The following is a 24555-nucleotide window of genomic DNA, read 5'->3' as shown; positions in this document are numbered from 1 at the left end:
TGTAACGCCAGCCAAAGTTAGCTTCTGCAAACGACTAGTTTTTATGTTATGTAAAATCGAATAACGTCCACCGGGCACATCTCCTGCGCCGCGAACTCATGCCGCCTCGCTGGAGGACCCCATGACGCCCGCCCCCACATCCGGGCAACCACCCGGCGCCGGCTCCCACCCAGAGCCAACGCGCGCACAGCGCGTCGCCGCCTGGCTCGGTCTGTGCGCGGTGCCGCTCATCTGGCTGCTGCATCTGGCGCTCGGCGTCACGCTCGTTTCCACGGCCTGCGCCGACGTCGTCTCGCAGGATCCGATGCCAGGCTGGCACGGCACGCAGTGGATCCTCGGCATCGCCTCGGTTTGTGCGCTCGTGCTTGCACTCGCCATTACCTACGCCGCCGGCCGCGCCTGGCGCAAGATTGCCTACGTCGCGCACGAAAAACGCGACGCCAACCGCTTCGTCGCCTGGTGCGGAGCGACGGCTTCCGTGGCCTTCACTTTTGGTCTCGCTTTTTCGATCTGCATACTGATCGCGGTACCGATTGAGCGCCTCTGCACGGCCTTCGACTAGGCGTCGCGATCTTCGCGTTGCAAACACCGCCAGACAGCCCGAATGCGCCAGCGTTAGCGAGCGAGGCCTTTTCTTTGGATTGCAGATGATCGCCTCGGACCAACGCACTCGCCGAAGCGCGAGATCCACGAAATTCCCGGCGTTATTGCCGCGACCGTTGCGCTCGCAGCGTAGTCTGAGGAAACGTCAAAAAAGCAAGTTTTACCGTATTTTCGCGGCCATCACGACAGGGGCGAATCGGCAAAAGGCAACGGAGCAATTTGGCCGGGCAAGTCCCCGCATTTCGCCCAATTGAATGGAGTGCTTCCGACGTACAGTCACATCCGTCGGCATGGACGCATGTGAAACCGCCTGCCGATTCCAGGGAGATCGGCAGTGAAATCGGTAAGTATGACTATGTATCAGGTCGCACGATTCGTTATCCGATGGATCAGATGACGGGATCGTAGCGCCATCCCTCGCGGCTCCATTGCATCGTATGCGTCGGCGCGAGCGCGCCGATGAAATCGGCGTCCTGCGAGGCCACGATCAGCGCGCCTGGGAAGTCCGCTAGCGCCACTTTATCGTGCAATGCCCGGCGCAAGCCGTACGCTTTAAAAGCGGTCGATCATGCCGAACTGCACGCCGCGCACAGGCGCGCCCGGCCAGGACGGCGGAAGGCCGGTGACGTTCACGCCGCGCAGCGTGAAGGTCGCCTGATTGCGATTGCGCAGCCACCCTGCGCTCGCGTAGAGCAGCACGCGCTTCGAAAGGTCGTACTCGCACGCGGCGCTGAACTGGTCGGCGTCGTTGTCGGCGCCCGAGAGGTCGTGCACCCACGCGTAACCCAGTGAAGCGCGAAACCGCGAGGTCACCGCATAGCGCGCCGAGACCGAAACGCCGTTGTTGTGGTTGCGCGGCGTGCCGCCATCGCCATTGAAGTACGCGAGAAACCCGGTCACCGGCCCGAGCACATACGACACGCCGCCCAGATTGGCTCGCAGCGCGCCATCGCCGTTTTGCTGTTGATGCGCCCAGGAGATGCGAAACGGTCCGTGCCGCCACTCGACGGTTTCGATGTTGCCGGCCAGCCCGTTGCTGCCCGTGGACGGATCGCGCAGCGAGGCCATCAGCGTGGTCGAGAAACCGTAGATGTCGGGAGACAGATACGTGATCGCGTTGCTTTCATAAGGCGTGATCTTCGACAGATTGTTGAGGCCCGAAGCGATGGTGCCCGCGCCGAACGCGTCGAGCTGTCCCTTGAACGGGATATAGATCGGCGAGTATTGCCGCCCCACGCGCACCGTGCCCCACTGCGTGCCGAGTCCTATCCACGCCTGGCGGTTGAAGATCGTGTTCGCTACGGCAAAGCTGCCGTCGTTGGAGCCGAAGCCGTTTTCCAGCTCGAACAATATCTTGATGCCGCCGCCGATATCCTCCACGCCGCGCAGCCCGAAGCGCGAACCGCGATACGCGCCCGAGTCCATGCGCGCGACCCAGCCCGCGCCCGGATTCGTCACTTCGATGCTCGTGTCGAGCGCCCCGTACAGCGTGACCGAGCTTTGCGCGTGTGCGCTTATCGTGTGCAACGTGGCGAAGGTTGCCGCAGACAACACCGCCCAGGCGCGCGCTGCGCGCAATGTTCGACTCATGTGGGAAAAGCGGGTGAAGCGCACGAGCGGTGCGTCGCATGCTGCATGAGGGGCGGCAGGCGTCGTGCTTGTGACCTGCCGCCGCGTGGAAAAACCGCAAGCCGCGGCCACCCGGTGCAGCCGGGCGGCCGCGCGTTGCTTATTGCTTCGGCAGCGCGTAGGCAATCACGTAGTCGCCGAGCTTCGTGCCGAACGAGCCGTGCCCGCCTGCCGCGATCACGACGAACTGGCGGCCGTTCACAGCGTACGTCATCGGCGTGGCCTGGCCGCCCGCCGGCAGCCGCGCTTGCCAGAGCCGGTTGCCGTTGTTCACGTCGAAGGCGCGCAGGTAGTTGTCCGCCGTCGCGCCGATGAAGATCACGCCGCCCGCCGTCACCATCGGACCGCCCAGCATCGGCATGCCCGTGCGGAAGGCCACGGGAATCGGCGAACTGTCACGCGTCGTGCCGATGCGCTTTTTCCAGACGATCTGGTTGGTCTTCAGGTCGACGACGGAGATATAACCCCACGCCGGCTGCTTGCAAGGCAAACCGATCGGCGACATGAACGGATTGAGCGTCACGCCGTAAGGCACGCCGTATTGCGGCTGGATGCCCGCCTCCGTGCCGCTGCCCTTCGCGCCCGGCTGCGGCTCGAGCGGATTGCCCGGCCCGCGTGGGATGAGCCGCGAGACGAACGGCAGCGCGATGGGGTTCGCCACGGCGATCTGCCGGTCGGTGTCGATGGCGAGGCCGCCCCATTCGAACATGCCGAGGTTGCCCGGGAAGATCAGCGAGCCTTGCAGCGAAGGCGGCGTGAACGTGCCTTCATAGCGCAGCTGGTGGAACATCACGCGGCAGATGAGCTGGTCGTACATCGTGGCGCCCCACATGTCGGCGTCGGTAAGATTCTTCGACGGCCGGAACGTGAGCGCCGAGAACGGCTGCGTGGCCGAGACGTGGTCGCCGGGCGCCGCGCCCTGCGGCACCGGCATTTCGGGCGCGGGCACCACGAGTGCCCCCGTGCGGCGGTCGAGTACGAACAGGTTGCCCGTCTTCGCAGGCGCGTACACCACCGGCACGGTCTTGCCGTCCTTGTCGGTGATGTCGGCGAGCGTGGGCTGCGAGGGCTGATCCATGTCCCACAGGTCGTGGTGCACCGTCTGGTAGAACCAGGCGAGCTTGCCGGTCGACGCGTGCAGCGCGAGCAGGCCCGTTGCGTAGCGCTCGAGGTCGGGCGTGCGGTCGCCGCCCCAGATGTCCGGCGTCTTCACGCCCATCGGCAGATAAACGATGTCGAGCTTGGCATCGTAGGCGGCCGGCGCCCACGAGTTCGGCGAATTCCACACGTAGTGCTCGCCGGGGCCCGGAATCTTGTTCGGGTCCGCCGCGCCCGGATCGAACGCCCACAGCAATTCGCCCGTGCGCACGTCGAAGCCGCGGATCACGCCGGAGGGCTCGCGCGTCGAGAAGTTGTCTTCCACGGCGCCCGCCACGACGATCACCTTGTTCGTGACGATCGGCGGCGAGGTGGGCTCGTACATGCCCGGCGTCGTGACCGGCATGGCGTGCTGCAGGTCGAGGTCGCCGTTGTTGCCGAAGCCCGCGCAGCGCTCGCCCGTCAGCGCATCGAGTGCATACAGGTGGCCGTCGTTCACGGGCAGCAGGATGCGTCGCATGCAGGTGCCGTTCGCGGCGGCAGACGTTGCTGCGGCCGCGGGTGCGCTCGCGGGCGCGGCGGCTTGCGTTGCCGACGCGGGATCACTGGCTGGCCCACCCGCTTCGGTTCCGGAAGCCGCCGCGGCGTCCGATGCGGCCGCGGGCGTTGTCGCCGTCGCTCCCAGGTCCGCCGCCGCGGCGTTCACGGACGCCGCCGAAAGGTCCACGAACGACACGCCCCGGCAGGTCACGTGCTGGAACGAAGGATCGGCCTGAAGCTTCGGATCGAACTTCCATTTGAGCTCGCCGGTTTGGGCGTCGAGCGCGAACAGGATCTGGTGCGGCGAGCACAGGTAAAGCAGATCGCCGATCTTGATCGGCGTGACTTCGTTGGTGATCTCGACCGGATCGTTGGGGCCTTTCATGTCGCCGGTGCGGAAGGTCCAGGCCACCTGGAGGTTATGCACGTTCTCGGGCGTGATCTGCTGCAGCGGGGAATAGCGCGTGCCTTGCTGGTCGCGTCCATAAGCGGGCCATTCGGACGGCTCGATGCCGTCGACGTTCGGCGCCGGCGTGGCCCTCACCGCCGCGAGCGAGCCGTTGATCTGCTGCGGGTCGTTGAAATGCGCATAGACGAGCACGCCGCCCCATACGAGCAGCCCGACCACGAGCGCAAGCACGCCGAACTGGCGCGGGCGCTCCAGATGCCAGCTCATGAGCACGAGCAGCCAGATGCCGAACACCACCAGCACGCCCGAGCGCGGCACGAGCGCCCAGAAGTCCGGCCCCGACTCCCAGAGGCCCCAGATCGCCGTACCGATCAGCACGATCGCATAGAGCACGAACGCCGAGGGGCTCGCGCGCCACAGCAGCCACGCGAAGACGAGCAGCAGCACGCCCGTCACGACGTAGTAAGGCGAGCCGCCGAGCGACATGAGCCACACGCCGCCAGCCAGCAGATACACCGCCGTGAGCAAGGTGAACAGCACGGAGATGACGCCGATGAAGCCCAGCGGTTTCGATAGTCTGGCCATGATCTCAACCCTTCCTCGAAGAATGTCGTCTGCGATGGCGGAAAAAGCGTGGCGTCAGAACACGTGCATCATCCCCACGTAGGCGCCCGTCTGCGATTGGCCAGCCATGGGGCTGGTCGGCGTGCTCGAGTCGCGCGGCGTCGCGAACACCGAGAACGTGCCGTTCTTGCTGTTGTCCACATACGCGACCGTGCCATACAGGAACGTGCGCGCACTGAGGTTGTACGTCGCGCCCAGCGCGTAGAGCATGGCGTGGCTCGCGGGGTCGTGCGAGGCGTCGCCGCCGCCCTCGCCTACATGAATATAGAAACCCGCGGCGGTCACCGCCCACTTCGGGGTGGCCTGCCAGGTCGCGCCCAGCCAGTAGTGGTCGGCCGTATCGGAAATGCCGGGCGGCGAATCGGGTGCGGAGTAATGCGTGTACGCCGCCTGGATCTTGAACTTCTGCACGCGCAGGTTGCCGCCCACGAAGTATTCGCGCGAGGCCGTGAAGATGTTGGAAAAGCGCCCGCTCGAATCGCGTAGTTCGTCGTAGATGCCGCGCAGGTCGAAGAGCGGCGAGTGATACGAGAGCATGATGCCGTCCGAGCGGCCGAACTCGCCTTCGGCGCCGGCGTTGAAGTTGCCTGGCTGGTTGCCGAACGAATACTGGCCCTGCACGTCGAGGCCGTTCCATAACGGGCTGTGATACTCGACGTTGTTGCTCGTTTGCTGCCAGTTGCGCCCGCGCACGAGCGAGGCCGACGACACTGCCTGCTGCACGAACGGATCGAATGCCCACACGCCGTCGCTGTCGATGAAGAGATTACGGCCGGCTTGCAGTTGCCCCCATGTGTCGTTCTTCAAACCCACATAGGCGCGGCGCGACCAGAGCCGGCCGCCGCCCGTGGTGCCGTTCATGATCTGCACGGCGGTTTCGAGGTTGAAGATCGCGGCGCTGCCGCCGCCCAGGTCCTCAGTGCCCTTGAGGCCGAACATGCTGGTGCCCCAGTCGCCGCCTTCGGCGCTCCAGCGGCTCGAACTGCCGCCGTTGCCGTTCGCGATGTGATTGAGGTATTCGATGCCGCCATCCACGCGGCCATACATCGTGACGCTCGATTGTGCGCTCGCGGCCGAACTGGCGGCGAGCAGCACGACTACGCCCAGAGTCGCTTTCACGTTGGCTCCCTCGTGGAGTCTTCTTGCTTGATCCGGTCCATGCCGGGGCGGATAACGTGGTTGAACGTGCAGACAAGCCGGCGTGGCCGAGCCGATGCCGGCCACATCGCGCACCAAAAAGCATAGCGCGTGGTGAAGAAAGCCGTATTCTGGCTGGACGGCAAATGACGCACAGTTGCATGCGCGCGACGGCGGTGGTGGCGCAGAGCATTTCGCGTGCCGCGCCGCACCATGCGCACCACAACGCGACGCTCTCGAACATCCGCAGCTTCGGCCCGAAGATCGGCGCGATGCGAACGGGCGAAATCGCGTTCGAACCCGTGGCGTAAGGTGATTGGCGCTAGCGCGCGTCGTGCCGCGAATCGGCCTTCGCGGCGTCGCCACGCTGGACAGTTTGCGGCTGAGCCGAGCGCGCAGCGTGAAAAACCGGCAAACGCCAGCCGAAGTAGAGCGCCGCCAGTCGCAGCGCCACGCACGAAATCACGGCCACCCAGGGCGTCCAGAACGTCGACCAGCCCGCATACGTGAGCCCCACCTGCACGGCGGCTCCAAGCAGCGCCGCCGACGCATAGATCTCGCGCTCGAGAATGGCAGGCACGCGCGAGAGCAGCACGTCGCGCATCACGCCGCCGCCCACCGCGCTCACGATGCCGAGGAGGATGGCCGGCTCCGCACTCTGGCTGTACGCAAGCGCCTTCTGCGCGCCTGCCACCGCAAAGAGTCCAAGACCGATCGCATCGAACAACAGCACGGGATGACGCAGCCGCCGCACCTGCGGATACGCGGCAATGGTCAGCCCCGTAGCCAGCAGCGTGACGGCGAGGTAGGCCCAGTTCGCGAGCCCCGCTGGCGGCACCGCGCCGATGCACAGATCGCGGATGATGCCGCCGCCGCACGCCACCATGAAGCTCACGACGACGATGCCGAACAGATCCAGCCGCCGCTGCCGCGCGGCAACGGCGCCAGAGATCGCGAAGGCGAATGTGCCGATCAGGTCGAGTACCGTATAGGCCGTGTGAGCGTTGATATGCGCGCCCACGTGCGCCCCGAGTGCCACGCTCACGCCGCCTCGCTTTCGCGGCCGAGCCAGGCGGCGGCCGCGCACAGCATCGCTTCGAGGCCGGTGCGCAAGGTGGGGTCGAGCAGCGCGCCAATGGAGGGCGCCACGGTTTCGACCAGATTCGGCATGGACGACTCCTTCATGCGTATTTCATTGTGCAATGTGCGGCGTGCGCGCCGCGATCTCAAACACCGTCGATCAGGCTCTGCGCAAGCTTGGCGAGCAACTGGTCGAGCGTCTTGCGCTCGTGTTCGGTGAGGACGGCCGCGAGTTCGGCTTCGAGCTTCGAGCCGGCCTTTTCCGAGGCATTCGCCACTTTCGCGCCCTCGGGCGTGACGCGCAGCACGACGCTGCGCCGGTCTTGCGCATGCGTGCCGCGGCCAATCAGGCCACGCGATTCGAGTTCGCCGAGCGTTTTGGAAAGCAGCGTTTTTTCGATGAGCGCGCGCTGCGAAACGGCCTTGGGCGTGATGCCCGGCTCGGCGCGGATGATGCGCAGCACGCGCATGGCACGCACGTCGAGGTCCCAGCGCTCGCGGTAGACCGCGTTGGCACGATCCATCAGCAGCGCGCTCGTTTGATCGAGCCTGAAGGTGAGGAAATCCGAATACAAATGCGTGCTCCCATCCGTACGCTAGCTGGACGCCAGTATAGTCAAATAGTTGAAAATTTCAACTATCTGGATCGGGGAAACACGATCGAGCGGATGCGGGGATGCGGATGTGACAACGCGGCGGGCCCTCGTTCGAGAGGAAGCCCGCCGCGCAGGGGAAACGTCCGGCGGGGACAGATGCCCCGCGGACGTCATCGCCGAATCGACTTAGAACGCGTGACGCATGCCCACCGTCACGGCAACCTGCGTATCGGTCGACGAAGGCGAAAGCGTGTTGATCATGGCGTGCGAAAGCACCGAGCCTTGCGGTGCGCCGTGCACGTTCTGGTATACGCCTTCGAGGTAGAAGTCGGTGCGCTTGCTGACGGCGTAGTCCGTTTGCAGCATCGCCGTGTTCCAGCCCGGGTTCGTGCCGTTGTAGGCGCCGTGCGTGTACGTGTACGCACCCGAAACGCTCCATGCCGGCGTGAGCGCGTATTTCACGTTCGCTTCGAAGTTGTCGAGGCGCAGCGAACCGGCGAGCGAGCCGGCCGAGTCGTCGTTCGAGCCAAGATAGGTGCCCGTGCCGAACGAGTAGACGCCTGAGGCGTTGTCGATCTGCGAATGGCTCCAGACCAGACCCACCGTCGCGGGGCCGTACGTGTAGTTGCCGCCGAGCGACCAGACGCGTTGACGTTCCGCCAGGAAGTTCGCGCTCGTGTCGCTGGAGGTGACCGCGCCGCTGCTGTTGCCCGCATTGTTGAACTGCAGGTAGCCGGCTGCGAGGTTCAGCGGGCCCTGGCTATACGAAACGGCGAAACCGTACGAGCGGTTGTTCGCGAAGTCGCCGGCCTTGTTGCTGAACGAGTACATCGTCTCGAACGTCACGCCGTACCAGGTCGGGCTCGCGTACTTGACGGAGTTGTTGATGACCACCGAGTTCGCGGCGAGGTTGTCGTTCTCGAACGGGTGAGCCGCGAGGCTGCCGCCCCACGTGTTGAATTCTGCCGTGAGCGGGCCGACGAGGTCGTTCATCACGTCGAACTGGCGGCCGAACGTCAGCGTGCCGTACGGATCGCTTTGCAGGCCCACCCACGCTTGCGAGCCGAAGCCGAGGCCCGAGAACGCCTGCGCACCGTTGTTGAGCAGGAAGCCTTGTTCGAGCTTGAAGATTGCGTGCAGACCGCCGCCCAGATCTTCCGAACCCTTGAGGCCGAACACCGTATTCTGCGTGGAGCTGCTGTTGAGCTGCCAGTTGCTATGGCCGAACTGGTTGTTCGTGTAGACGAGACCGGTGTCGATCAGGCCGTAGAGGGTCACGCTGCTTTGCGCGTGCGCCGAAATAGCAAAGGCGCTCAGAAGTGCCGCGGCGAGTAGCGATTTTTTCATGTTTTTAAGCTCCGGATTGGGCGGTGGGTCAATGCATCGAATTCAGGCGGCCGGCACCATCGACGTGCAATCTCATATGCGTGCATTCCATTTCGGTGCGGATTCAAAATCGAAAAGCAATTCACCGATGATTATTGCGAGTTACGCAATTGACCAGTGTTGATAGAGCAATGGCAAAAATGGAAATCGTGCGGTGAGTGCGGGCGAATCGAACACCCGCATGATAGGGTGCCGAAAATAAAAATGGTGTCGAAATTCGAGTGACGTGGCGTCGATGGCACAACCACGCCCGGCAAGGCTCGACGCACGTCGAGGAATGTGCGGGGCGTGAATATCGTCGAGACAATTACATAATGCTTTCGAAGCGATGCATTAAGCCAGGCGAGAAAGGCCGATTATCTTCATCGAGAATCCCTGAGCTAATCGGCCCTGTGGAGCGCGTTGATTATTCTTTTAATGCGCACTCTCTTTTGGCTTGATTCGTTCAAGCAGCCGGCGCAACCGATGCGCCCGCTATGGCGTGACGCTCCAATGCCTGCGCGACGAATCCCGATGCCTTCATCGTTTCGACAAACGCACCAAGCGCTTCGGCGGCCTGCGGACCGCGGCGCTTTGCGACGCCCATGGCCTGGCGAATCACCATGAAGCGTTCGTCGAGCAGACGCAAGCCGCCGGCTTTCGCGGCATCGGCTTCGAGTTGCTGCTTCACCCCTGCGGCCACTTCGAGCCCTTGTTCGAGGAAGGTCTGCACGACGGTGGGCGAAGTCGGTGCGCGCACGATTTGCGCCTGCTTCAGTTCACGCGTGAGAAAAAGATCGTAGGCACTGCCCTTGCCCACGGCCACGCGGCTATGCGGTTGATCGACTTCGGCATTGGTGCGCACCGGCGAATCGTTGCGAACCAGATAGAAGCCTTCGATCAATACATAAGGCGCGGTGAACGCGATCGTTTCGCCTCGCTTGGGATCGACGGCAAAGAAGCCAAAGTCCGCGCGTTCGTCGCTCACGGCTTCGACGGACTTGCCCGCTGCGTCGAATACGACAAGTTCGAGCGGCACACCCAGATGCTGCGCGAAAGCGCGCGCGAGATCGACGGAAACGCCGAACGGTTCGCCCGACGCCGCATCGCGATTCGCGAGTATCGGATTGCCGAGATTGATGGAGGCGCGCAACGTGCCCGTGGGCGCGAAGGCTTTGACGACAGCGGGATCGATGGACATGGGGAACGCGGGGCGAAATCGGGGTCTTTCGAGCATATCACCCCGCCCGCCTGTGCGCGCCCACCATCACCACGCGTTCATCGCTCAGCCCGTGTCCCCACCGGCGACCGGCAAGATCGAACCGGTGATATAGCTCGCCTCGTCCGAAGCGAGAAAGAGGATCGGCGCGACCTGTTCGTCGAGACTGCCATAGCGCTTGAAGAAGGTCGAATCGGTGACCTGGCGCACCGCCTCGCCCATCCAGGCCTTTTCCTGCTCGCTGTCGCCCGCGGCATTGCGCGGAATGCGGCGCGGCGGCGCTTCGGTGCCGCCCGGCGCCGTGGCGACCACGCGGATATTGCGCTCCGCGTATTCCATCGCCAGCGACTGCGTCATCGCATTCACGCCGCCCTTCGCGGCCGAATACGGCACGCGGCGAATACCGCGCGTGGCGTTCGACGACACGTTGACGATGGTTCCGCGCCCGCGTTCGAGCAAATGCGGCAGCACGGCATGGCATGCGTAAAGCGTGGGCATGAGCGAGCGGCGGATTTCCGCATCGATCTGCGCCGGCTCGAATTCCGCGAACGGACGCATGCGGATGGCGCCGCCCACGCCGTTGATCAGAATGTCGATGCCGCCAAACTTCTGCGCGGCGAAATCCATCGCCGCTTTCGCGCCTTCATACGTTTCGAGGTCGGCGACGAATCCCGCTGTTTGCGCGCCCTGCGCCTCGGCCGCGACTTCGGCCACGAAATCCGCCCGATCGACGAACACCACCTGGCCGCCTTCGGCCGCCGCACGCAGCGCTACGCCGCGGCCAATTCCCTGCGCCGCCCCGGTGACGACGACGACCTTGCCTGCGAATCGTTGCATGATCATGCCGCCTTCGGGACTACGTTGGGAGTGAACTTCTCGTAGTGGAAGCTGTTGGGCTTCACGCCTTCGTCGTCGAAATACTTGCGTACGGCGTCCACCATCGGCGGCGGGCCGCACAGATACACGTCGACGTCGCCATCGTTCAGGGCGTCGGCGGGAATATGTTGCGTGACCCAGCCTTTACGCGGATGAGTCGAATCCGCATCGGCAATCACGGTAGCGAAGCTGAAGTTCGGCAGCTTCGCCGCGTAGGCTTCGATGGCTTCAACGAGCACCAGGTCGAGGTCGCGGGTCACGCCGCAGATCAGGTGCACCTTCTGCTGCGCGTTGGTGCGCGCGAGCACTTCCAGCATCGAAAGGAACGGCGCCAGGCCCGTGCCGCCCGCGAGGAACAGCAGCGGCCGCTGCACGTCGCGCAGATAGAAGCTGCCGAGCGGCCCCGTCAATTCGAGCTTCGTGCCCGCTTGTGCGGCTTCGAGCCACGTGCTCATCACGCCGCCCGGAATCTTCTTGATCAGGAAGCTGATTTTCGATTCGCCCGGTGCGGAAGAGAAGGAATACGAACGATGCTGGCCGCTGCCCGGCACGTCGATGTTGACGTACTGGCCCGGCAGGAACACGGGACCCGCTGCATCGACATCCAGTTCGAGCACGACCGCGGCGTCGTTGTGCTGTTCGACCTTCGCCACCGTGGCCGCGAACTTGCTCTGCCCTGTCTTGCAGACCGTGGAAGACGCGGGAATGGCGATCACACAATCGCTTTCCGGCACCATCTGGCAGGTGAGCACGAGACCGCTGTCCTTTTCGTCTTCGGTCAGCGCGTCTTCGATATAGTCTTCGCCTAGGTCGTAGCTGCCGCTTTCCGCGCGGCACTTGCAGGTGCCGCACACGCCGTCCGAGCAATCCATCGGCAGGTTGATGCGCGCGCGAAAGGCCGCATCGAGCACTTTTTCGCCCGCCTTGCAGTCGATGAAACGCGTGACGCCGTCTTCGAAATTGAGTGCAATCTTGTAGCTGGACATGGTGTCTCCTTCTATCCCATGTTGAATCTGAGGCTCGATGTCAAACGTGATCTCACACGTGATAGACGTCGAGCACCTGCCGGATGTAGTCGTTCTTCAGCACGATCTTTTTGTAGGCGATCAGGAAGCCGTCGCCGGCCCTACGCAACGTGACGAACATCGTGCCGAAAAAATGGTCCGTGGCCCGGTAGCGATGATTGAGCGTGTGGAAGTTGTAGCGCACTTCCACTTCCTCGCCGCGGTCCGCCAGCACTTCCACGTTCGTGACGTTGTGGCTCGTGCGCGGCTCCGGCATCGAAGCGCCGCTGCGTTCGGTCTTGATGCGGAACACACGGTCTTCGAGCCCCCCGCGATCCGGGTAGTACATCAGCGAGATCTGCGATTCGTGGTCGTCGGTGAGCTGGTCATCGTCGTCCCACGCGGGCATCCAGTACGTGACGTCTTCTGCGTAGCAGGCGAGCCATTCTTCCCACTGGCGATCGTCGAGCAGGCGCGCTTCGCGGTACAGCGCGGCGCAGATTGTCTGGTAATCGTTGCTCATGCCTGCGCTCCCGCTTGTGCGTGGTTCAGTTCCTGCTCGAGGGCGTCGCGCATGGCGTGCACCCAGTACTCGTGCTGAACCACGAACAACCCTTCGTCTTCGCTGCGTTCGCCGGAAATGACCGGCTTGAGGCCCATCTTCTTTGCGTTGTCGTCCGCGCCTTCGACCCACAGTGGTGCGCCGCGCGAGAGATCGTTCCACATCGCCGTCGTGCCGGCGTAACCCGCCTGGCAGGCGCGGAACTCTTCGAGGTCGTCGGCGGTGCCCATGCCCGTGACGTTGAAGAAGTCCTCGTACTGGCGAATGCGCGTCGCACGATCTTCCGCGTTCTCGCCCTTCGGCCCGAAGCAGAAAATGTTCACTTCGGTCTTGTCCACGCTGATCGGGCGCACCACGCGAATCTGCGTGCTGAACTGGTCCATCAGGAACACGTTCGGGTAGAGGCACAGGTTTCTCGTCTGGTTGACGATGAAATCGGCCTGCACTTCCCCCACGCGCGCCCTGATTTCGTCGCGATGCTTGTAGACCGGCCGCACTTCGGGGTTCATCGTGTTCGTCCACAAGAGGATGTGGCCGTGGTCGAAGCCGTAAACACCCGCCACCGACTTGCTCCAGCTATTGGCGTCCACCGCCTGGGTGCCGTCTTCCTTGCGGCGGCCCATGGTCGCGGCGTAATTCCAGTGCACGGTGCTGACGTGGTAGCCGTCGCAGCCGTTCTCCATCTGCATCTTCCAGTTGCCGTCGTAGACATACGAGGAGTTGCCGCGCAGCACTTCGAGGCCGTTCGGCGACTGGTCGACGATCTGGTCGATGATGATCTTCGCTTCGCCGAGGTAGTCTTCCAGCGGCTGCACGTCGGCATTGAGGCTGCCGAACAGAAAGCCGCGATAGTTCTCGAAGCGAGCGACCTTCTTCAGGTCATGCGAGCCCTGCTTGTTGAATTGCACGGGGTATTCCGTGGTCTTTTCGTCCTTCACCTTGAGCAGCTTACCGGTGTTGGAGAACGTCCAGCCGTGGAACGGACAGGTGAAGCTGCCCTTGTTGCCGTGCTTGCGCCGGCACAGCATGGCGCCTTTGTGCGCGCAGGCGTTGATCACGGCGTTGAGCGTGCCGGTCTTGTCGCGCGTGATGACGACCGGTTGACGACCCAGCCACGTGGTGTAGTAGTCGTTGTTTTCAGGAATCTGGCTTTCGTGCGCGAGGTACACCCAGTTCTTCTCGAAGATGTATTTCATCTCCAGTTCGAACAGGTCGGCATTGGTGAAGATGTCGCGTCGGCAACGGAACACACCGTTTTGCTTGTCGTCCTGCACGGCGGTGGACAGCAGATGATCCAGGTCACTGGCTTTGTCGATGATGGCTGACATATTAGCTCTCCTATGCATACTCCACACGCAGTACGGAGTTCCTGCATCGGTGTCGAAAGATGATCGCGGAGAAAGGAGTGGCGGCGGCAACGTGCCGCCGCCATGCTGGGGCGATTACGCCGTCGCTGCGGCGCGCAGGCGATGGACGAGCTGGTTGTCCTTGCCCTGGACCAGCGGCGTGAGCGTGAAGTTGAACTCGATGTCCTTGTACGTGTCGGCTTTCAGGCCGAGCGCGGTGCCACCGGTCTTTTCGGCCACATGCGGAATCAGCTCTTCACGCGTCGCGTAGGCGAAGTCGTCCCAAATGAGCGGGTCGCCTTCGATATTGAATTGCGTGGTGAGCTTGCGGCTGTTATCCGCCGTCACGAAGAAGTGAACGTGCGCCGGGCGGTTGCCGTGGCGGCCGAGGCCGTCCAGCAGACGCTGGGTCGAACCCTGCGGCGGGCAACCGTAACCCACCGGCATCAGCGTGCGGAATTCGTACTTGCCGTCCGCGCCGGTCTTCACCGCGCCGCGCAGGTTGAAGTCGTCCTGCGCGCCGGTCGGGTCGAAGTGCGAGTAGAAGCCCTTCGAATTGGCGTGCCAGCATTCGACCAGGGCGCCGGCGAGCGGCTTGCCGTCGAGGCCGGTGACCGTGCCGTGAATGACGAGCGGGCCGGCATCGGCGTCGGCGTTCAGGTCGATGCGCGAAACGCTCTCGCGCACCGGCGCGCCTGCCACATACAGCGGCCCTTCGATCGTGCGCGGCGTGCCGCCTTCGAGACCCACCGCCTTGTCTGCGGCGTCCATGCGGATGTCGAGGTACTTCTCGAGGCCGAGGCCGGCGGCGAGCAGCGCCGCTTCGCCGTCCTGGCCGAGCTTGTTCAGATAGTTCACACCGGCCCAGACTTCATCGGGCGTGATGTCGAGATCGTCGATGGCCTTGAACAGGTCGCCCAGCAGCCGATAAACGACCTGCTGGAAACGCGCGTTGCCGCTGCTGCCGTTGAGATTCGCAGCGGCCTTCAGCAGGTCCTGCACTTCCTTCGTGTCGAATACTTTTGCGCTCATGGTCTTTGTCTCCTGGTGCTTGCTGGTATTGAGGGGGAATCAGCTCAAGCGTCGTTGGCCCTGACGGAGGACGGGTGGCGACACAACGGCGTGACCGTTATCTTCATGTACGGGAAAAGAGGCAAGGCGGTGAGAATGTCGTGCAGCTCTGCATTACTCTCTACGTCGAAGATGCTGTAGTTCGCGTACTCGCCCACCAGTCGCCAGATATGGCGCCACTTGCCGCTGCGCTGCAGTTCCTGCGAGTACTCTTTTTCGCGCGCCTTGATTTCGTTGGCGACATTGGCCGGCATGTCGGCCGGCATGTTCACATCCATGCGTACGTGGAATAGCATCGTCTTGTCCGTTTATCAGGTGTCCGGATTACTTCGTGGCTTTCATGAGGCCGTCGCGGGTGAAGCGCTTGACCTTCGCTTCGTCCAGTTCGATGCCCAGGCCCGGACCGTTCGGCACGGTCAGCTCGAAGTTGCTGTAGTCCAGCGGCGTAGTCAGAATTTCTTCGGTGATCAGCAAGGGGCCGAACAGTTCGGTGCCCCACTGCAGGTTGGCGAAGCTCGCGAACAGATGCGCCGACGCCACTGTGCTGAACGCGCCTTCGAGCATCGTGCCGCCGTACAGTTCGATACCCGCGGCGTCCGCAATCGTGGCCACGCGCTGCGCCGCGAAAAGTCCGCCGCTTTGTTCGATCTTGATCGCGAACACATCGGCGCCCTCGTTCTTCGCGATCTCGAACGCGCTTTCCGGTCCCTGCAGGATTTCGTCGGCCATCAACGCTACCGGGAACCGGCGCATGAGGCGCGCAAGCGCCGCGGGCGAAGCCACCGGCTGCTCGACCAGTTCGCAGCCGGCTTGCGCCAGCGCGGGAATCGCCCAGGCCGCCTGCGTCTCGCTCCAGGCCATGTTGACGTCCACGCGCACGGCGGCACGATCGCCCACCGCCTTCTTGATGTCGGCCACGTGCTTGATGTCGGTCTTGAACTCCTTCGCGCCGATTTTCAGCTTGAAGATATTGTGACGGCGCACTTCCAGCATCGCCTCGGCTTCGGCGATGTCTTTGGCGGTATCGCCCGAAGCGAGCGTCCATGCCACCGGCAGGCGTTCGCGGCGGCGGCCGCCCAGCAGTTCGCTCACCGGCACGGAGAGACGCTTGCCCTGCGCGTCGAGCAGCGCCGTTTCCAGCGCGCACTTGGCGAAGTGATTGACCTTCACGAGCTTGCCCAGATGCGCCATGAGCGCCTGGATTCGCGTGGCGTCCTGGCCGATCATCGCCGGGGCGAAGTAGGCGTCGATCGCCAGCTTCATCGCTTCCGGGCTTTCCGGACCGTAGGCCATGCCGGCAATCGTCGTACCTTCACCGATGCCGGTTACGCCATCGCTGCAATACACCTTCACCAGCATCAGGGTTTGCCCGTACATCGTGGCGACGGACAGCTTGTGAGGGCGAATCGTCGGCAGATCGACGAGGCGGGTTTCGATACGTTCGATCGTGGCGGAAGTCATCTCGAAGGCTGCGTAAGTGAAGAAGGTATGGTGGATTTATACACGCCGCGCCTGAGGCTGATCCAATACTATTTGCGTCAAATTCCATACCTTTATAATATGGAAACCCCGCAATCGCCCATAAACAGGCCAATATTGCGGCGCATCATATTTTCAGAGTATTGACAATTTGATGGCTTCATTTGGGAAGGAACCATGGATCTCCGCCAGCTTCGTTACTTCGTTGCCGTCGTGCGCGAGCGCAATTTCACGCGCGCCGCGGAACAGCTTTGCATCGCTCAACCGCCGCTGAGCCGGCAGATTCAGTTGCTCGAACAAGAGATCGGCGTGCCCCTTCTGATTCGCAATACGCGGCCGGTGCGCACGACCGATGCGGGACGTCTCGTCTACGAGCAGGCCATGCAGATTCTTGGGCGCGTCGAACAATTGCAGGCGACGGCCAAACACGTGGGACTGCATCACCGCACCGTGCTGTCGATCGGCTTCGTCGCCTCCGTTCTGTATTCGGGACTGCCGCCGTTGATGCGCAAGCTGCGCCAGAATGCGCCGGAACTCGACATCCAGATGGTCGAACTGATGTCGGTGCAACAGATCGAGGCGTTGAAGGAAGGCCGTATCGACATCGGCTTCGGACGCGTGCGCCACAGCGACCCCAACGTGGCCGGCATCGTCCTGCGCGAAGAGCCGCTGGCGGTGGTGGTGCCGATCGGCAGCGAGATGGCGCAGGAATCCACACCCATCCCCATCGAGCAACTGGCCGGGCAGAAACTGATTGTTTATCCCAAGGAGCCGCGCCCCAGCTTTGCCGATCAGGTATTGAACGTGTTGCACGGCGACGGCGTGCAACCGGGTGAAGTGCTGGAAGTGCGGGAAATCCAGACGGCGCTGGGGCTCGTCGCGGCCGAGTTCGGCGTATGTGTGATCCCCGCATCAGCGCGGCAGTTGCGGCAGGACGTGCACTACCGGCTGATAGACAGCGACCACGCGACCTCGCCAATCATCCTGAATCACCGCGTGAACGACAATTCAGTCTACGTCGATCTCGTGAAGCAACTGGTCAAGGAAATGTACGCCGAGCCTCAAACGTGGCTGCCTTCGAAGAAGCAAAAGTCGTGAAGCGATGTGCCGTCTTGGCCTGTTCGTTCAGGAATTCGCGTACGGCGGCGCACACCGTCACTGCGCAGCCAGTCGCTCCGCCGAAAAACGCAAGCCGTCGAAGAGCCGCTCGGCTACCCGCTCGGGAAAGCCTTCGGGTAGCGCCGCCGCGACTTCCTCTATCGCACCGGGCGTACGCGCCAGCACGCGCTCGATCAGCGGCCCCGCGTCCGGCCCGTAGTGGCACAGCTGCGCGGTGGCGTCGAAATGCGTGCGCTTCACGTCGCGCATGCGATAGTGGCGCGCCTTGCCCCACACCGCCATGGCGAGCGACGCCTTGTGCCACGACCATTGATTGCCGCCGTCGCCCTCGACGGGCCAGATCGACATGACGTCATAGAGCGGTGCGAGCTGAAAGCGTCCTGCCGGCAGCAGGCGGATGCTGAAATTCTTCGCGTGGCCGTCCGGCGCCGCGAGCATCCAGAAGACGATTTGCGCAGTGAGAAACGTTTCGAGGTCTTCCCGTGCCTGCAGTGACTGGCGCAGGAGACCCGCAATTTCACGCACGCCGGGGCCGCCATGCGCTTCGTACTTGCGATGCGGCGGCACGCCGAGCGCCTGGCAGAAGTCCTCCTGCGGCAGGCGCAGCAAGCCACCGGCGCGCGAGCGCGTACGATCGAAGCGCTCCACGCTGAGCACCTTCTGCGCGCCAAAGTGGAGTATCTGCGCCTGCGAAGCCGGCAACCCATAGGCCCTCAGCAATGCCAGGCAAAGCCATTCGTTTTCGACCGAGGTATTGAAGTCCACCTTGCGATGGCCGATCAGCCCGAGTGGCAGCTTGAGAATATGCGTGGTGGGCGTGGCGCCGCGCGGCAGTAGCCATTTGCCGCGGTGGCGCAGGAGCGCGGTCTTCTCCTGCGCGCCCGCTAGCGAAATGCGCAGATCGTCAGTCTCGTGCGCGCCACCGGGCAGCGCGCCGGCCGTTTCGAGCAGCAGGCGCTCGATGACGGCATCGCTCAGCGCGGTGCCTTCGACGCGGTCGACGCGCCCCGGCGTTTCGTCCTCGCCCAGCAGTTGCACCGCGCCCACGCAATCGCGCCCGATGGCCTTGAGCAGGTCGAAGGCCTCGAGCGTATCGGTGCGAAAGCGCGTGGCGATGCGGCGGCGGATGGGTTCGCTGTCGGGTAGGAGATTGTCGAAATAGTGCTGCACGCGCTCACCGCGCAACGGCACGTCGCCGATGCCGAACGGCAGCGAGAGCGAAAGCGGCCGGCCCACGGCCGAACGCTTCCAGGCGTCGTCATAACGCAGCTCGGTGTCGCCGGCGGACGTCATGATCCACATACCCACACGCTCGCCGTTGGCCCAGATCGATAGCGCGCGCGAATGCGATTTGCGGCCCATGCTCACCACTCCGGTGCGCCGGCTGCCGCCTCGCGCGATTGCACGCAGAGTTCCAGCCCGTAGAGCGCGAAAAGCGCGAGCATCTGCTCGAGCGAGAGGCTGGCGGCACCCGTGGTTTCGAGCGCGGAAAGACGCGGCTGGCCGATGCCGAGATGCGCCGCGGCCTGCGCCTGGGTCATGCCGCGCGCCTTGCGGGCCGATTGCAGAATCTCGCCAAGCCCGCCTGGCGTCTGGACGATGATCTTCATGGCATATTCCTGTGAGGCATAAACCGATTATATGCCTGTGGGGAATATTTCGCCAATATCATTCACACGAATAAAACGGACTTATCGCTCCCACGAATAATCGTCCGGCAAGGCTCCTCACGCGCGAGCGGCCTGCTGCGCCCGCTCATGCGCACGCACGTCGAACGCGCCGCCCGTCAGAGCCTGGTCGCGCAGCGTCACCGGTTTCTTGCCCGGTAGCAGCGGGAACACCAGTTCGGCGAAGCGAATCGCCTCTTCGAGGTGAGGATAGCCGGAGAGCACGAAACTGTCCGCGCCGGCATCCACGTATTCCTTGAGGCGCGCCGCCACGGTTTGCGGATCGCCCACGAGCGCCGTGCCCGCGCCGCCGCGCACGAGGCCCACGCCGGCCCACAGGTTCGGACTGATCTCGAGCTTGTCCCGGCTGCCGCCGTGCAGCTCGGCCATGCGGCGCTGGCCCACCGAATCCATGCTCGCGTAGTTTTCCTGGGCGCGGCGGATATCGTCGTCGTCGAGCTTGCTGATGAGGCGCTCAGCAGCGGCCCACGCTTCGTCGTTGGTCTCGCGCACGATCACGTGCAGGCGCACGCCGAGCTTGAGCGTGCGTCCATGGCGTGCCGCCCGGGCGCGGATATCGGCGAACTTCTGCGCGACGGCCTCGGGCGGCTCGCCCCACGTGAGATAGGCGTCCACGTGCTTTGCCGCCAGTTCGTGCGCCGCCGGCGAGGAGCCGCCGAAATACAGCGGCGGATGCGGCGTCTGGACCGGTGCGTGAAAGTTCTGCGCGCCCTGCACGCGCAAATGCTTGCCCTCGAAGTTCACCGTCTCGCCGCGCAGCAGGTCGCGCCAGATCGTCAGGAATTCGTCGGCGGCTTCATAGCGCTCGTCGTGCGCGAGGAACACGCCGTCGGCCGCGAGTTCGGTGGCGTCGCCGCCCGGCACGACGTTGAGCAGCAAACGGCCGTTCAACGCCTGGTCGAGCGTGGCCGCCTGGCGCGCCGAAGCGGTGGGACCGCCGAGCGACGTGCGCAGCGCGACGAGCAGCTTGATGCGCTGCGTGACGGGCGCGAGGCTCGCCGCCGTCACCCACGGGTCGAGGCAGCTGCTCCCGGTGGGAATGAGGAGACCGTCGTAGCCGAGCTCTTCGGCGGTCACGGCGATCTGGCGCATATAGGCGTTGGTCGGCGCGCGGCCGAAATCGGATTTGCCGAGGTAGCGGGTGTCGCCGGAAGTCGGCAAGAACCAGAAGATATCGAGGCTCATCAGTGATCCTGCTGCGGGTAAATGAAGGCGCGGGTGAAGACTGGAAGCACGATGGCGCGCGGCGCAATCGCGTGACTATCGCCGCCCGTGCGTCGAACTCTGTCGCGCCCTCATTGAAACAGCCTGCAGCGTTTTCCCCTACCAGTTAATCTGCAATTGCATATGATGTATTCGGCTAAACGTCCGCATTTCCAACCCCTTTCGCGAGGAACCCAGCCATGGACACACGGACCGTCAAAATTCCCGGTCCCGATCATCCGATCACGGTCGAACCGGCGCGCACACACGTGGTGGTGACAGCAGGCGGCCGCGTGATCGCCGACACGCGCCGCGCGCTCACGCTGAGCGAGGCGAGCTATCCGGCCGTGTTCTACATACCGCGCGAGGACGCCGACATGTCGCTGCTCTCACGCACGGAACACAAGAGCTGGTGCCCGTACAAGGGCGAGGCTTCGTACTACTCGATCACGCCAGGCGGCGAGCGAGCCGTAAACGCAATATGGACTTATGAAACGCCGCATGAAGCAGTGTCGGCAATCAAGGACCATCTTGCGTTCTACCCGGATCGTGTCGATTCGATCGAAACGTCCGACTGAGCGCCCTGCGCCGCCTTTCGATGCGTAACGTATCGCCAGGCGACGCGACATCTGCATCGTCGATGCCCACTCGGGCTCCAAGGTGTGCCAGGATTCGGTAATTCGTGCGGCGCAGCCCGCCGCACCCCGTTCCCTTACATTCAACCGACATGCAACAAGGCACCCCGGCCACCGCGGCCAGTTTTGCCAACATGGGCGTCGATCTGCTCGACTTCTTCGACGTAACGCCCACTTCGCTGTGGCTCGAAGACTATAGCCAGCTGCGAGCGCTGTTCGACAGCTGGCGCGCACAAGGCGTGACCAGCCTGCGCCAGTTCCTCGAAGACGATCCGCGCCGCGTGGCCGAATGCTCGGCCTGCATTCGCGTGCTCAAGGTCAACCGCCATACGCTCGATCTTTACGGTGCGCGCGACTACGAAGAACTTGCCGCGCATCTTCCGCAGGTGCTGCGCGACGACATGTTCCAGGCACACGTCGGCGAACTCGAGCAGATGTGGGCCGGGCACAGCACGTTCGAGAGCAAGAGCGTGAACTACACGCTGCGCGGCCGGCGCATGGACATCCTGTTGCGCGGCGTGATTCTGCCGGGCCACGAAGCCGACTGGAGCCGCGTGCTCGTGGCGATCGAAGATGTCTCGGCGCTCGAAGAAGCGCGCCATCGGGCGACGGTGAGCGAGCAATACGCGCTCGGCGTTTTCGAACACTCGCCGGTATCGCTGTGGGTCGAAAACTTCTCTGCCATTCGCGAGCTGCTCAACGAGGTCCGTGAGCAGGGCATCGTCGACTTTCGTACCTTTACCGACGTGCACCCCGAATTTGTCGAGCGCTGCATGAGCGAAATCCAGGTGCTCGACGTCAATCACTACACGCTGGGCATGTTTCGCGCACCGGACAAAGCCACGCTGCTCGCGCGCCTGCCCGAGGTGTTCCGCGACGAAATGCGCCCGCACTTTCGCGAGCAGCTGCTCGATCTCTGGGAAGGCCGCCTCTTTCAGCAGCGAGAGGTGGTGAACTACGCGCTCGACGGCAGCGAGGTCAACGTACACCTGCAGTTTTCCGTGTTCCCAGGCCACGAAGCGCAGTGGGACCTCGTGCTGCTCGCGCTCACCGACATCACGGCGCGCAAGAAAGCCGAGGCCTACCTCGAATTCCTCGGCAAGCACGACGTGCTCACGAAGCTCAAGAACCGCTCGTTCTATGTGGACGAACTCAACCGACTGCATCGCAAGGGGCCGTTCCCGGTGAGCGCGATCGTCGTCGATATGGACAATCTGAAGACGGTGAACGACCAGCTCGGCCACGCCGCCGGCGACGCGTTGCTGCGCCGCGCCGGTGAAGTGCTCGCGAAAGCGATCCAGAAGCCCTGGCAGGCTGCGCGCATTGGCGGCGACGAATTCGCCGTACTGATGCCTGGCGCCGATCTGCGCGATGCGGAAACCGTGGTGGACAGCATCAACAAACTGGTGGAGTTGAACAACCAGTTCTACGGCGGACCGAAGCTGAGCTTTTCAATGGGCTTTGCCAGCTGCGAGGAAGGCGAAAGCGTGGAAGCGATGCTGCGTGAAGCAGACGCGGCGATGTACGAGGCCAAGCGCCGCCGCAACGAAACGAGCCGCACGTCGCTGGAAACCGACGCGGCGCGTGATGCCTGAAGCCCGAGGCGCGCAAAAAGCTTCGGATACCGTAAGAAAAGCGGGGAAGAAAAAGCGGCCGGCATGTGAGCATGCCGGCTTGCCGAAGGCCTTGCGCCCTCGTTTCACACACTCAGGCTAGCGGCGTGACGCCACCGGCCTGAGTGCGGGCTACCGTGCTGGCGTGATGCTGCGCCGCGCGCCAGCAAGCGAGCCAGCCGCGCGCGTCCGCCAGGACGGCGGACCTGGCATCACGACGCGTTGACGGCGTCCTTGAATGCCTTGCCAGCGGTGAACTTCACCGTCTTGGCGGCGGCAATCTGGATCTCCGCGCCCGTGGCAGGGTTGCGGCCCACGCGGGCGGCACGCTGGCCAGTCGAGAACGAGCCGAAGCCGACGAGTTGCACGGAGTCACCCGAGGTGACCGCACGCGTGACGACGTCGAGGATCGCGTCGATGGCTGCACCCGTCGCTGCCTTGGTCTCGCCCGTGCTAGCGGCGACTGCGTCAATGAGTTCCTGTTTGTTCATCTGCTACCTGTGTTGAGTTGAGAAAACCTGCATACCCTACCTCACGCGGGCAAAACAGGCAAATCGCGTTGCATATGGAAACGCGCCGATCGCCCGCCCGGCACGTGTTTTGCCTCCCACGCGCATGACGGCGAAAGCCGAATCAATAGCACAACACGGCGTCAGTGTGTAGACAAAAACACGTTAAAAATTGGCAAAAATGCGCAAAAACGACATTGCGGCGGTTTAAAACGGGTTTATACAGGAATGGTTCGTGCAGATGGCCGCTGACGCATAGCGAAAACCGGGAATATTTCCGGTTGTGACCGAGCCAGAAAAAAAATGCGCCGCCAGCCTGCTGTCACCCTCCGGAAGCATCGCTCGGGCCGGCGTCTGGTGAGCCAGGCGGACTGGGTCGACGGGGGCGAATGTATGAGCCGTCCTCCAGAATGCGGATCGCGGCGGCCCGAATCGCATCCTGTCTTTCAGTTGCGCAACGTAAGGCAGCGTGAACGCCTTTCGACTTTGGTGGCGTCTGCACCAAAGGAAATCTCGCTATCCGTGGCTGTATTGATCAGTGATGCTGATTACCTGTGGACTCGTCGCCTTCGATCGCGACAGCCGGGCTCAGGTGAAAACCCAAAGCACGCGCGCGGGCACATCGGCGAGATTGGCGTAGCGAAAGCGGCAACGCGCCGGCAACTGGAAGCTGTCGTTGGCCCGCAGCGTCACGGGTTCTTCGCTGTCCTCTACCCAGATCGTCAGCTCGCCTTCGAGCACGAAGCCGCCCTGCTCGTCGCTGTCGTCCACGGGGCGCTCGCCGCTCGTCGCGCCGGGTTCGAGCCGGCTCTCCAGCATCGAGAACCCCGACGACATGCTGGGCGAAACGAGCACGTCCGTAATGCCGCCGCCATAGTAGAGCGTGCGCCGCTCGCCTGGTCGCGTGACCCACGGCAGTTCGCGCGGCATGCTCACGCTATAGAAGTACGTGGTGGGCGTCTGCAGCGCCTCGCCGATGGACGTGAGATCCGCCACCGTGGGCCGCGAAAGCCCCCGCTCGACCTGCGAAAGAAAGCCCACCGAGCGGCCGATCTTTTGCGCGAGTTCGGCGAGCGTCACCTTCTTGTGCTTGCGCAGATCGCGAATGAGGATCGCGAGGCCTTCGATTTCGTCCTGCTGGTCCATGCGG

At 63.6% G+C, this 24555-nt stretch carries 26 protein-coding genes; 5 read left to right on the top strand and 21 right to left on the bottom strand.

Annotated features, from left to right (window positions below; genetic code table 11):
• Nucleotides 1-121: 121 nt before the first annotated feature.
• On the top strand, nt 122-562 hold the full coding sequence (locus tag ACOJB8_RS35645) for a hypothetical protein (RefSeq protein ID WP_475016858.1): 441 nt from the start codon (nt 122-124) through the stop codon (nt 560-562).
• Nucleotides 563-992: 430 nt separating this feature from the next.
• Here ACOJB8_RS35645 and ACOJB8_RS35640 read toward each other — a convergent pair whose 3' ends face one another.
• From ACOJB8_RS35640 to ACOJB8_RS35625, 4 genes are all read right to left on the bottom strand, one after another.
• Nucleotides 993-1133, bottom strand: coding sequence for a hypothetical protein (locus ACOJB8_RS35640; protein WP_406951783.1), 141 nt, complete (start codon nt 1131-1133; stop codon nt 993-995).
• A 22-nt stretch (nt 1134-1155) separates the two neighbouring features.
• A complete protein-coding gene (locus tag ACOJB8_RS35635; protein ID WP_475016856.1) occupies nt 1156-2193 on the bottom strand; it encodes a porin in 1038 nt (345 codons plus the stop codon).
• A gap of 139 nt (nt 2194-2332) precedes the next feature.
• Entirely contained in the window at nt 2333-4864 is a 2532-nt protein-coding gene (locus ACOJB8_RS35630; RefSeq protein ID WP_342947518.1) for a glucose/quinate/shikimate family membrane-bound PQQ-dependent dehydrogenase, read from the bottom strand.
• Between the two features lie 54 nt (nt 4865-4918).
• The gene (locus ACOJB8_RS35625; RefSeq protein WP_475016854.1) at nt 4919-6022 is read right to left on the bottom strand and encodes a porin; all 1104 of its coding nucleotides are present in this window, start codon (nt 6020-6022) and stop codon (nt 4919-4921) included.
• Between the two features lie 164 nt (nt 6023-6186).
• Between ACOJB8_RS35625 and ACOJB8_RS35620 the strand changes: the two genes are divergently transcribed.
• Nucleotides 6187-6351 (top strand): hypothetical protein, encoded by a 165-nt coding sequence (locus ACOJB8_RS35620; RefSeq protein WP_368728645.1) that lies wholly within the window; start codon nt 6187-6189, stop codon nt 6349-6351.
• Between the two features lie 11 nt (nt 6352-6362).
• On the opposite strand, the gene ACOJB8_RS35615 is transcribed toward ACOJB8_RS35620, so the two are convergent.
• From ACOJB8_RS35615 to ACOJB8_RS35560, 12 genes are all read right to left on the bottom strand, one after another.
• Nucleotides 6363-7049, bottom strand: coding sequence for a trimeric intracellular cation channel family protein (locus ACOJB8_RS35615; RefSeq protein WP_342947632.1), 687 nt, complete (start codon nt 7047-7049; stop codon nt 6363-6365).
• A gap of 32 nt (nt 7050-7081) precedes the next feature.
• Nucleotides 7082-7210 carry a hypothetical protein gene (locus ACOJB8_RS35610; protein ID WP_342947516.1) on the bottom strand — a complete coding sequence of 43 codons (129 nt, stop codon included), beginning with the start codon at nt 7208-7210 and terminating at the stop codon, nt 7082-7084.
• A gap of 56 nt (nt 7211-7266) precedes the next feature.
• Complete coding sequence (locus tag ACOJB8_RS35605; RefSeq protein ID WP_475016851.1) at nt 7267-7644, bottom strand: MarR family winged helix-turn-helix transcriptional regulator; 378 nt, start codon at nt 7642-7644, stop codon at nt 7267-7269.
• A gap of 258 nt (nt 7645-7902) precedes the next feature.
• On the bottom strand, nt 7903-9063 hold the full coding sequence (locus tag ACOJB8_RS35600; RefSeq protein WP_069268903.1) for a porin: 1161 nt from the start codon (nt 9061-9063) through the stop codon (nt 7903-7905).
• A 484-nt stretch (nt 9064-9547) separates the two neighbouring features.
• Nucleotides 9548-10282: an ABC transporter substrate-binding protein gene (locus tag ACOJB8_RS35595; RefSeq protein ID WP_475016849.1), complete on the bottom strand. Its 735-nt coding sequence runs from the start codon at nt 10280-10282 to the stop codon at nt 9548-9550.
• Nucleotides 10283-10366: 84 nt separating this feature from the next.
• Nucleotides 10367-11143 (bottom strand): benzoate diol dehydrogenase BenD, encoded by a 777-nt coding sequence (gene benD, locus ACOJB8_RS35590; RefSeq protein WP_475016847.1) that lies wholly within the window; start codon nt 11141-11143, stop codon nt 10367-10369.
• A complete protein-coding gene (gene benC, locus ACOJB8_RS35585) occupies nt 11140-12162 on the bottom strand; it encodes a benzoate 1,2-dioxygenase electron transfer component BenC (protein WP_475016845.1) in 1023 nt (340 codons plus the stop codon). Before benC ends, benD begins: the two co-directional genes overlap by 4 nt.
• Nucleotides 12163-12214: 52 nt before the next feature.
• Nucleotides 12215-12703: a benzoate 1,2-dioxygenase small subunit gene (gene benB, locus ACOJB8_RS35580; RefSeq protein ID WP_368606393.1), complete on the bottom strand. Its 489-nt coding sequence runs from the start codon at nt 12701-12703 to the stop codon at nt 12215-12217.
• Entirely contained in the window at nt 12700-14070 is a 1371-nt protein-coding gene (locus ACOJB8_RS35575) for a Rieske 2Fe-2S domain-containing protein (protein WP_368728643.1), read from the bottom strand. Before ACOJB8_RS35575 ends, benB begins: the two co-directional genes overlap by 4 nt.
• Before the next feature lie 114 nt (nt 14071-14184).
• A complete protein-coding gene (gene catA, locus ACOJB8_RS35570) occupies nt 14185-15120 on the bottom strand; it encodes a catechol 1,2-dioxygenase (protein WP_069268897.1) in 936 nt (311 codons plus the stop codon).
• Between the two features lie 44 nt (nt 15121-15164).
• Nucleotides 15165-15455 (bottom strand): muconolactone Delta-isomerase, encoded by a 291-nt coding sequence (gene catC / locus ACOJB8_RS35565; protein WP_475016842.1) that lies wholly within the window; start codon nt 15453-15455, stop codon nt 15165-15167.
• 28 nt (nt 15456-15483) lie between these two features.
• Nucleotides 15484-16620, bottom strand: a complete 1137-nt coding sequence (locus ACOJB8_RS35560; protein ID WP_475016840.1) for a muconate/chloromuconate family cycloisomerase — start codon at nt 16618-16620, stop codon at nt 15484-15486.
• 195 nt (nt 16621-16815) lie between these two features.
• Here ACOJB8_RS35560 and ACOJB8_RS35555 point away from each other — a divergent pair, with 195 nt between their 5' ends.
• Nucleotides 16816-17736, top strand: a complete 921-nt coding sequence (locus ACOJB8_RS35555) for a LysR family transcriptional regulator (RefSeq protein ID WP_069268894.1) — start codon at nt 16816-16818, stop codon at nt 17734-17736.
• A gap of 57 nt (nt 17737-17793) precedes the next feature.
• On the opposite strand, the gene ACOJB8_RS35550 is transcribed toward ACOJB8_RS35555, so the two are convergent.
• The 3 genes from ACOJB8_RS35550 to ssuD all read right to left on the bottom strand — a co-directional run bounded on the left by ACOJB8_RS35550 (nt 17794) and on the right by ssuD (nt 20630).
• Nucleotides 17794-19119: a type II toxin-antitoxin system HipA family toxin gene (locus ACOJB8_RS35550; protein WP_475016837.1), complete on the bottom strand. Its 1326-nt coding sequence runs from the start codon at nt 19117-19119 to the stop codon at nt 17794-17796.
• Between the two features lie 2 nt (nt 19120-19121).
• Nucleotides 19122-19367 carry a helix-turn-helix domain-containing protein gene (locus tag ACOJB8_RS35545; protein ID WP_110382893.1) on the bottom strand — a complete coding sequence of 82 codons (246 nt, stop codon included), beginning with the start codon at nt 19365-19367 and terminating at the stop codon, nt 19122-19124.
• Nucleotides 19368-19484: 117 nt separating this feature from the next.
• Nucleotides 19485-20630 carry an FMNH2-dependent alkanesulfonate monooxygenase gene (gene ssuD / locus ACOJB8_RS35540; RefSeq protein WP_069268891.1) on the bottom strand — a complete coding sequence of 382 codons (1146 nt, stop codon included), beginning with the start codon at nt 20628-20630 and terminating at the stop codon, nt 19485-19487.
• A gap of 218 nt (nt 20631-20848) precedes the next feature.
• Between ssuD and ACOJB8_RS35535 the strand changes: the two genes are divergently transcribed.
• Nucleotides 20849-21226, top strand: a complete 378-nt coding sequence (locus tag ACOJB8_RS35535; RefSeq protein ID WP_475016836.1) for a DUF427 domain-containing protein — start codon at nt 20849-20851, stop codon at nt 21224-21226.
• Nucleotides 21227-21375: 149 nt separating this feature from the next.
• Entirely contained in the window at nt 21376-22878 is a 1503-nt protein-coding gene (locus ACOJB8_RS35530; RefSeq protein WP_069268889.1) for a sensor domain-containing diguanylate cyclase, read from the top strand.
• A gap of 230 nt (nt 22879-23108) precedes the next feature.
• On the opposite strand, the gene ACOJB8_RS35525 is transcribed toward ACOJB8_RS35530, so the two are convergent.
• Both ACOJB8_RS35525 and ACOJB8_RS35520 read right to left on the bottom strand, forming a co-directional pair.
• Complete coding sequence (locus tag ACOJB8_RS35525) at nt 23109-23387, bottom strand: HU family DNA-binding protein (RefSeq protein ID WP_028207645.1); 279 nt, start codon at nt 23385-23387, stop codon at nt 23109-23111.
• Between the two features lie 606 nt (nt 23388-23993).
• Nucleotides 23994-24551, bottom strand: a complete 558-nt coding sequence (locus ACOJB8_RS35520; RefSeq protein WP_368617318.1) for a helix-turn-helix domain-containing protein — start codon at nt 24549-24551, stop codon at nt 23994-23996.
• Nucleotides 24552-24555: the final 4 nt, after the last annotated feature.

It is taken from the genome of Paraburkholderia sp. BR10141 (assembly GCF_056155635.1).
Note: the sequence above shows the minus strand (reverse complement) of the source record. Positions and strands in the feature narration are given on the sequence as shown.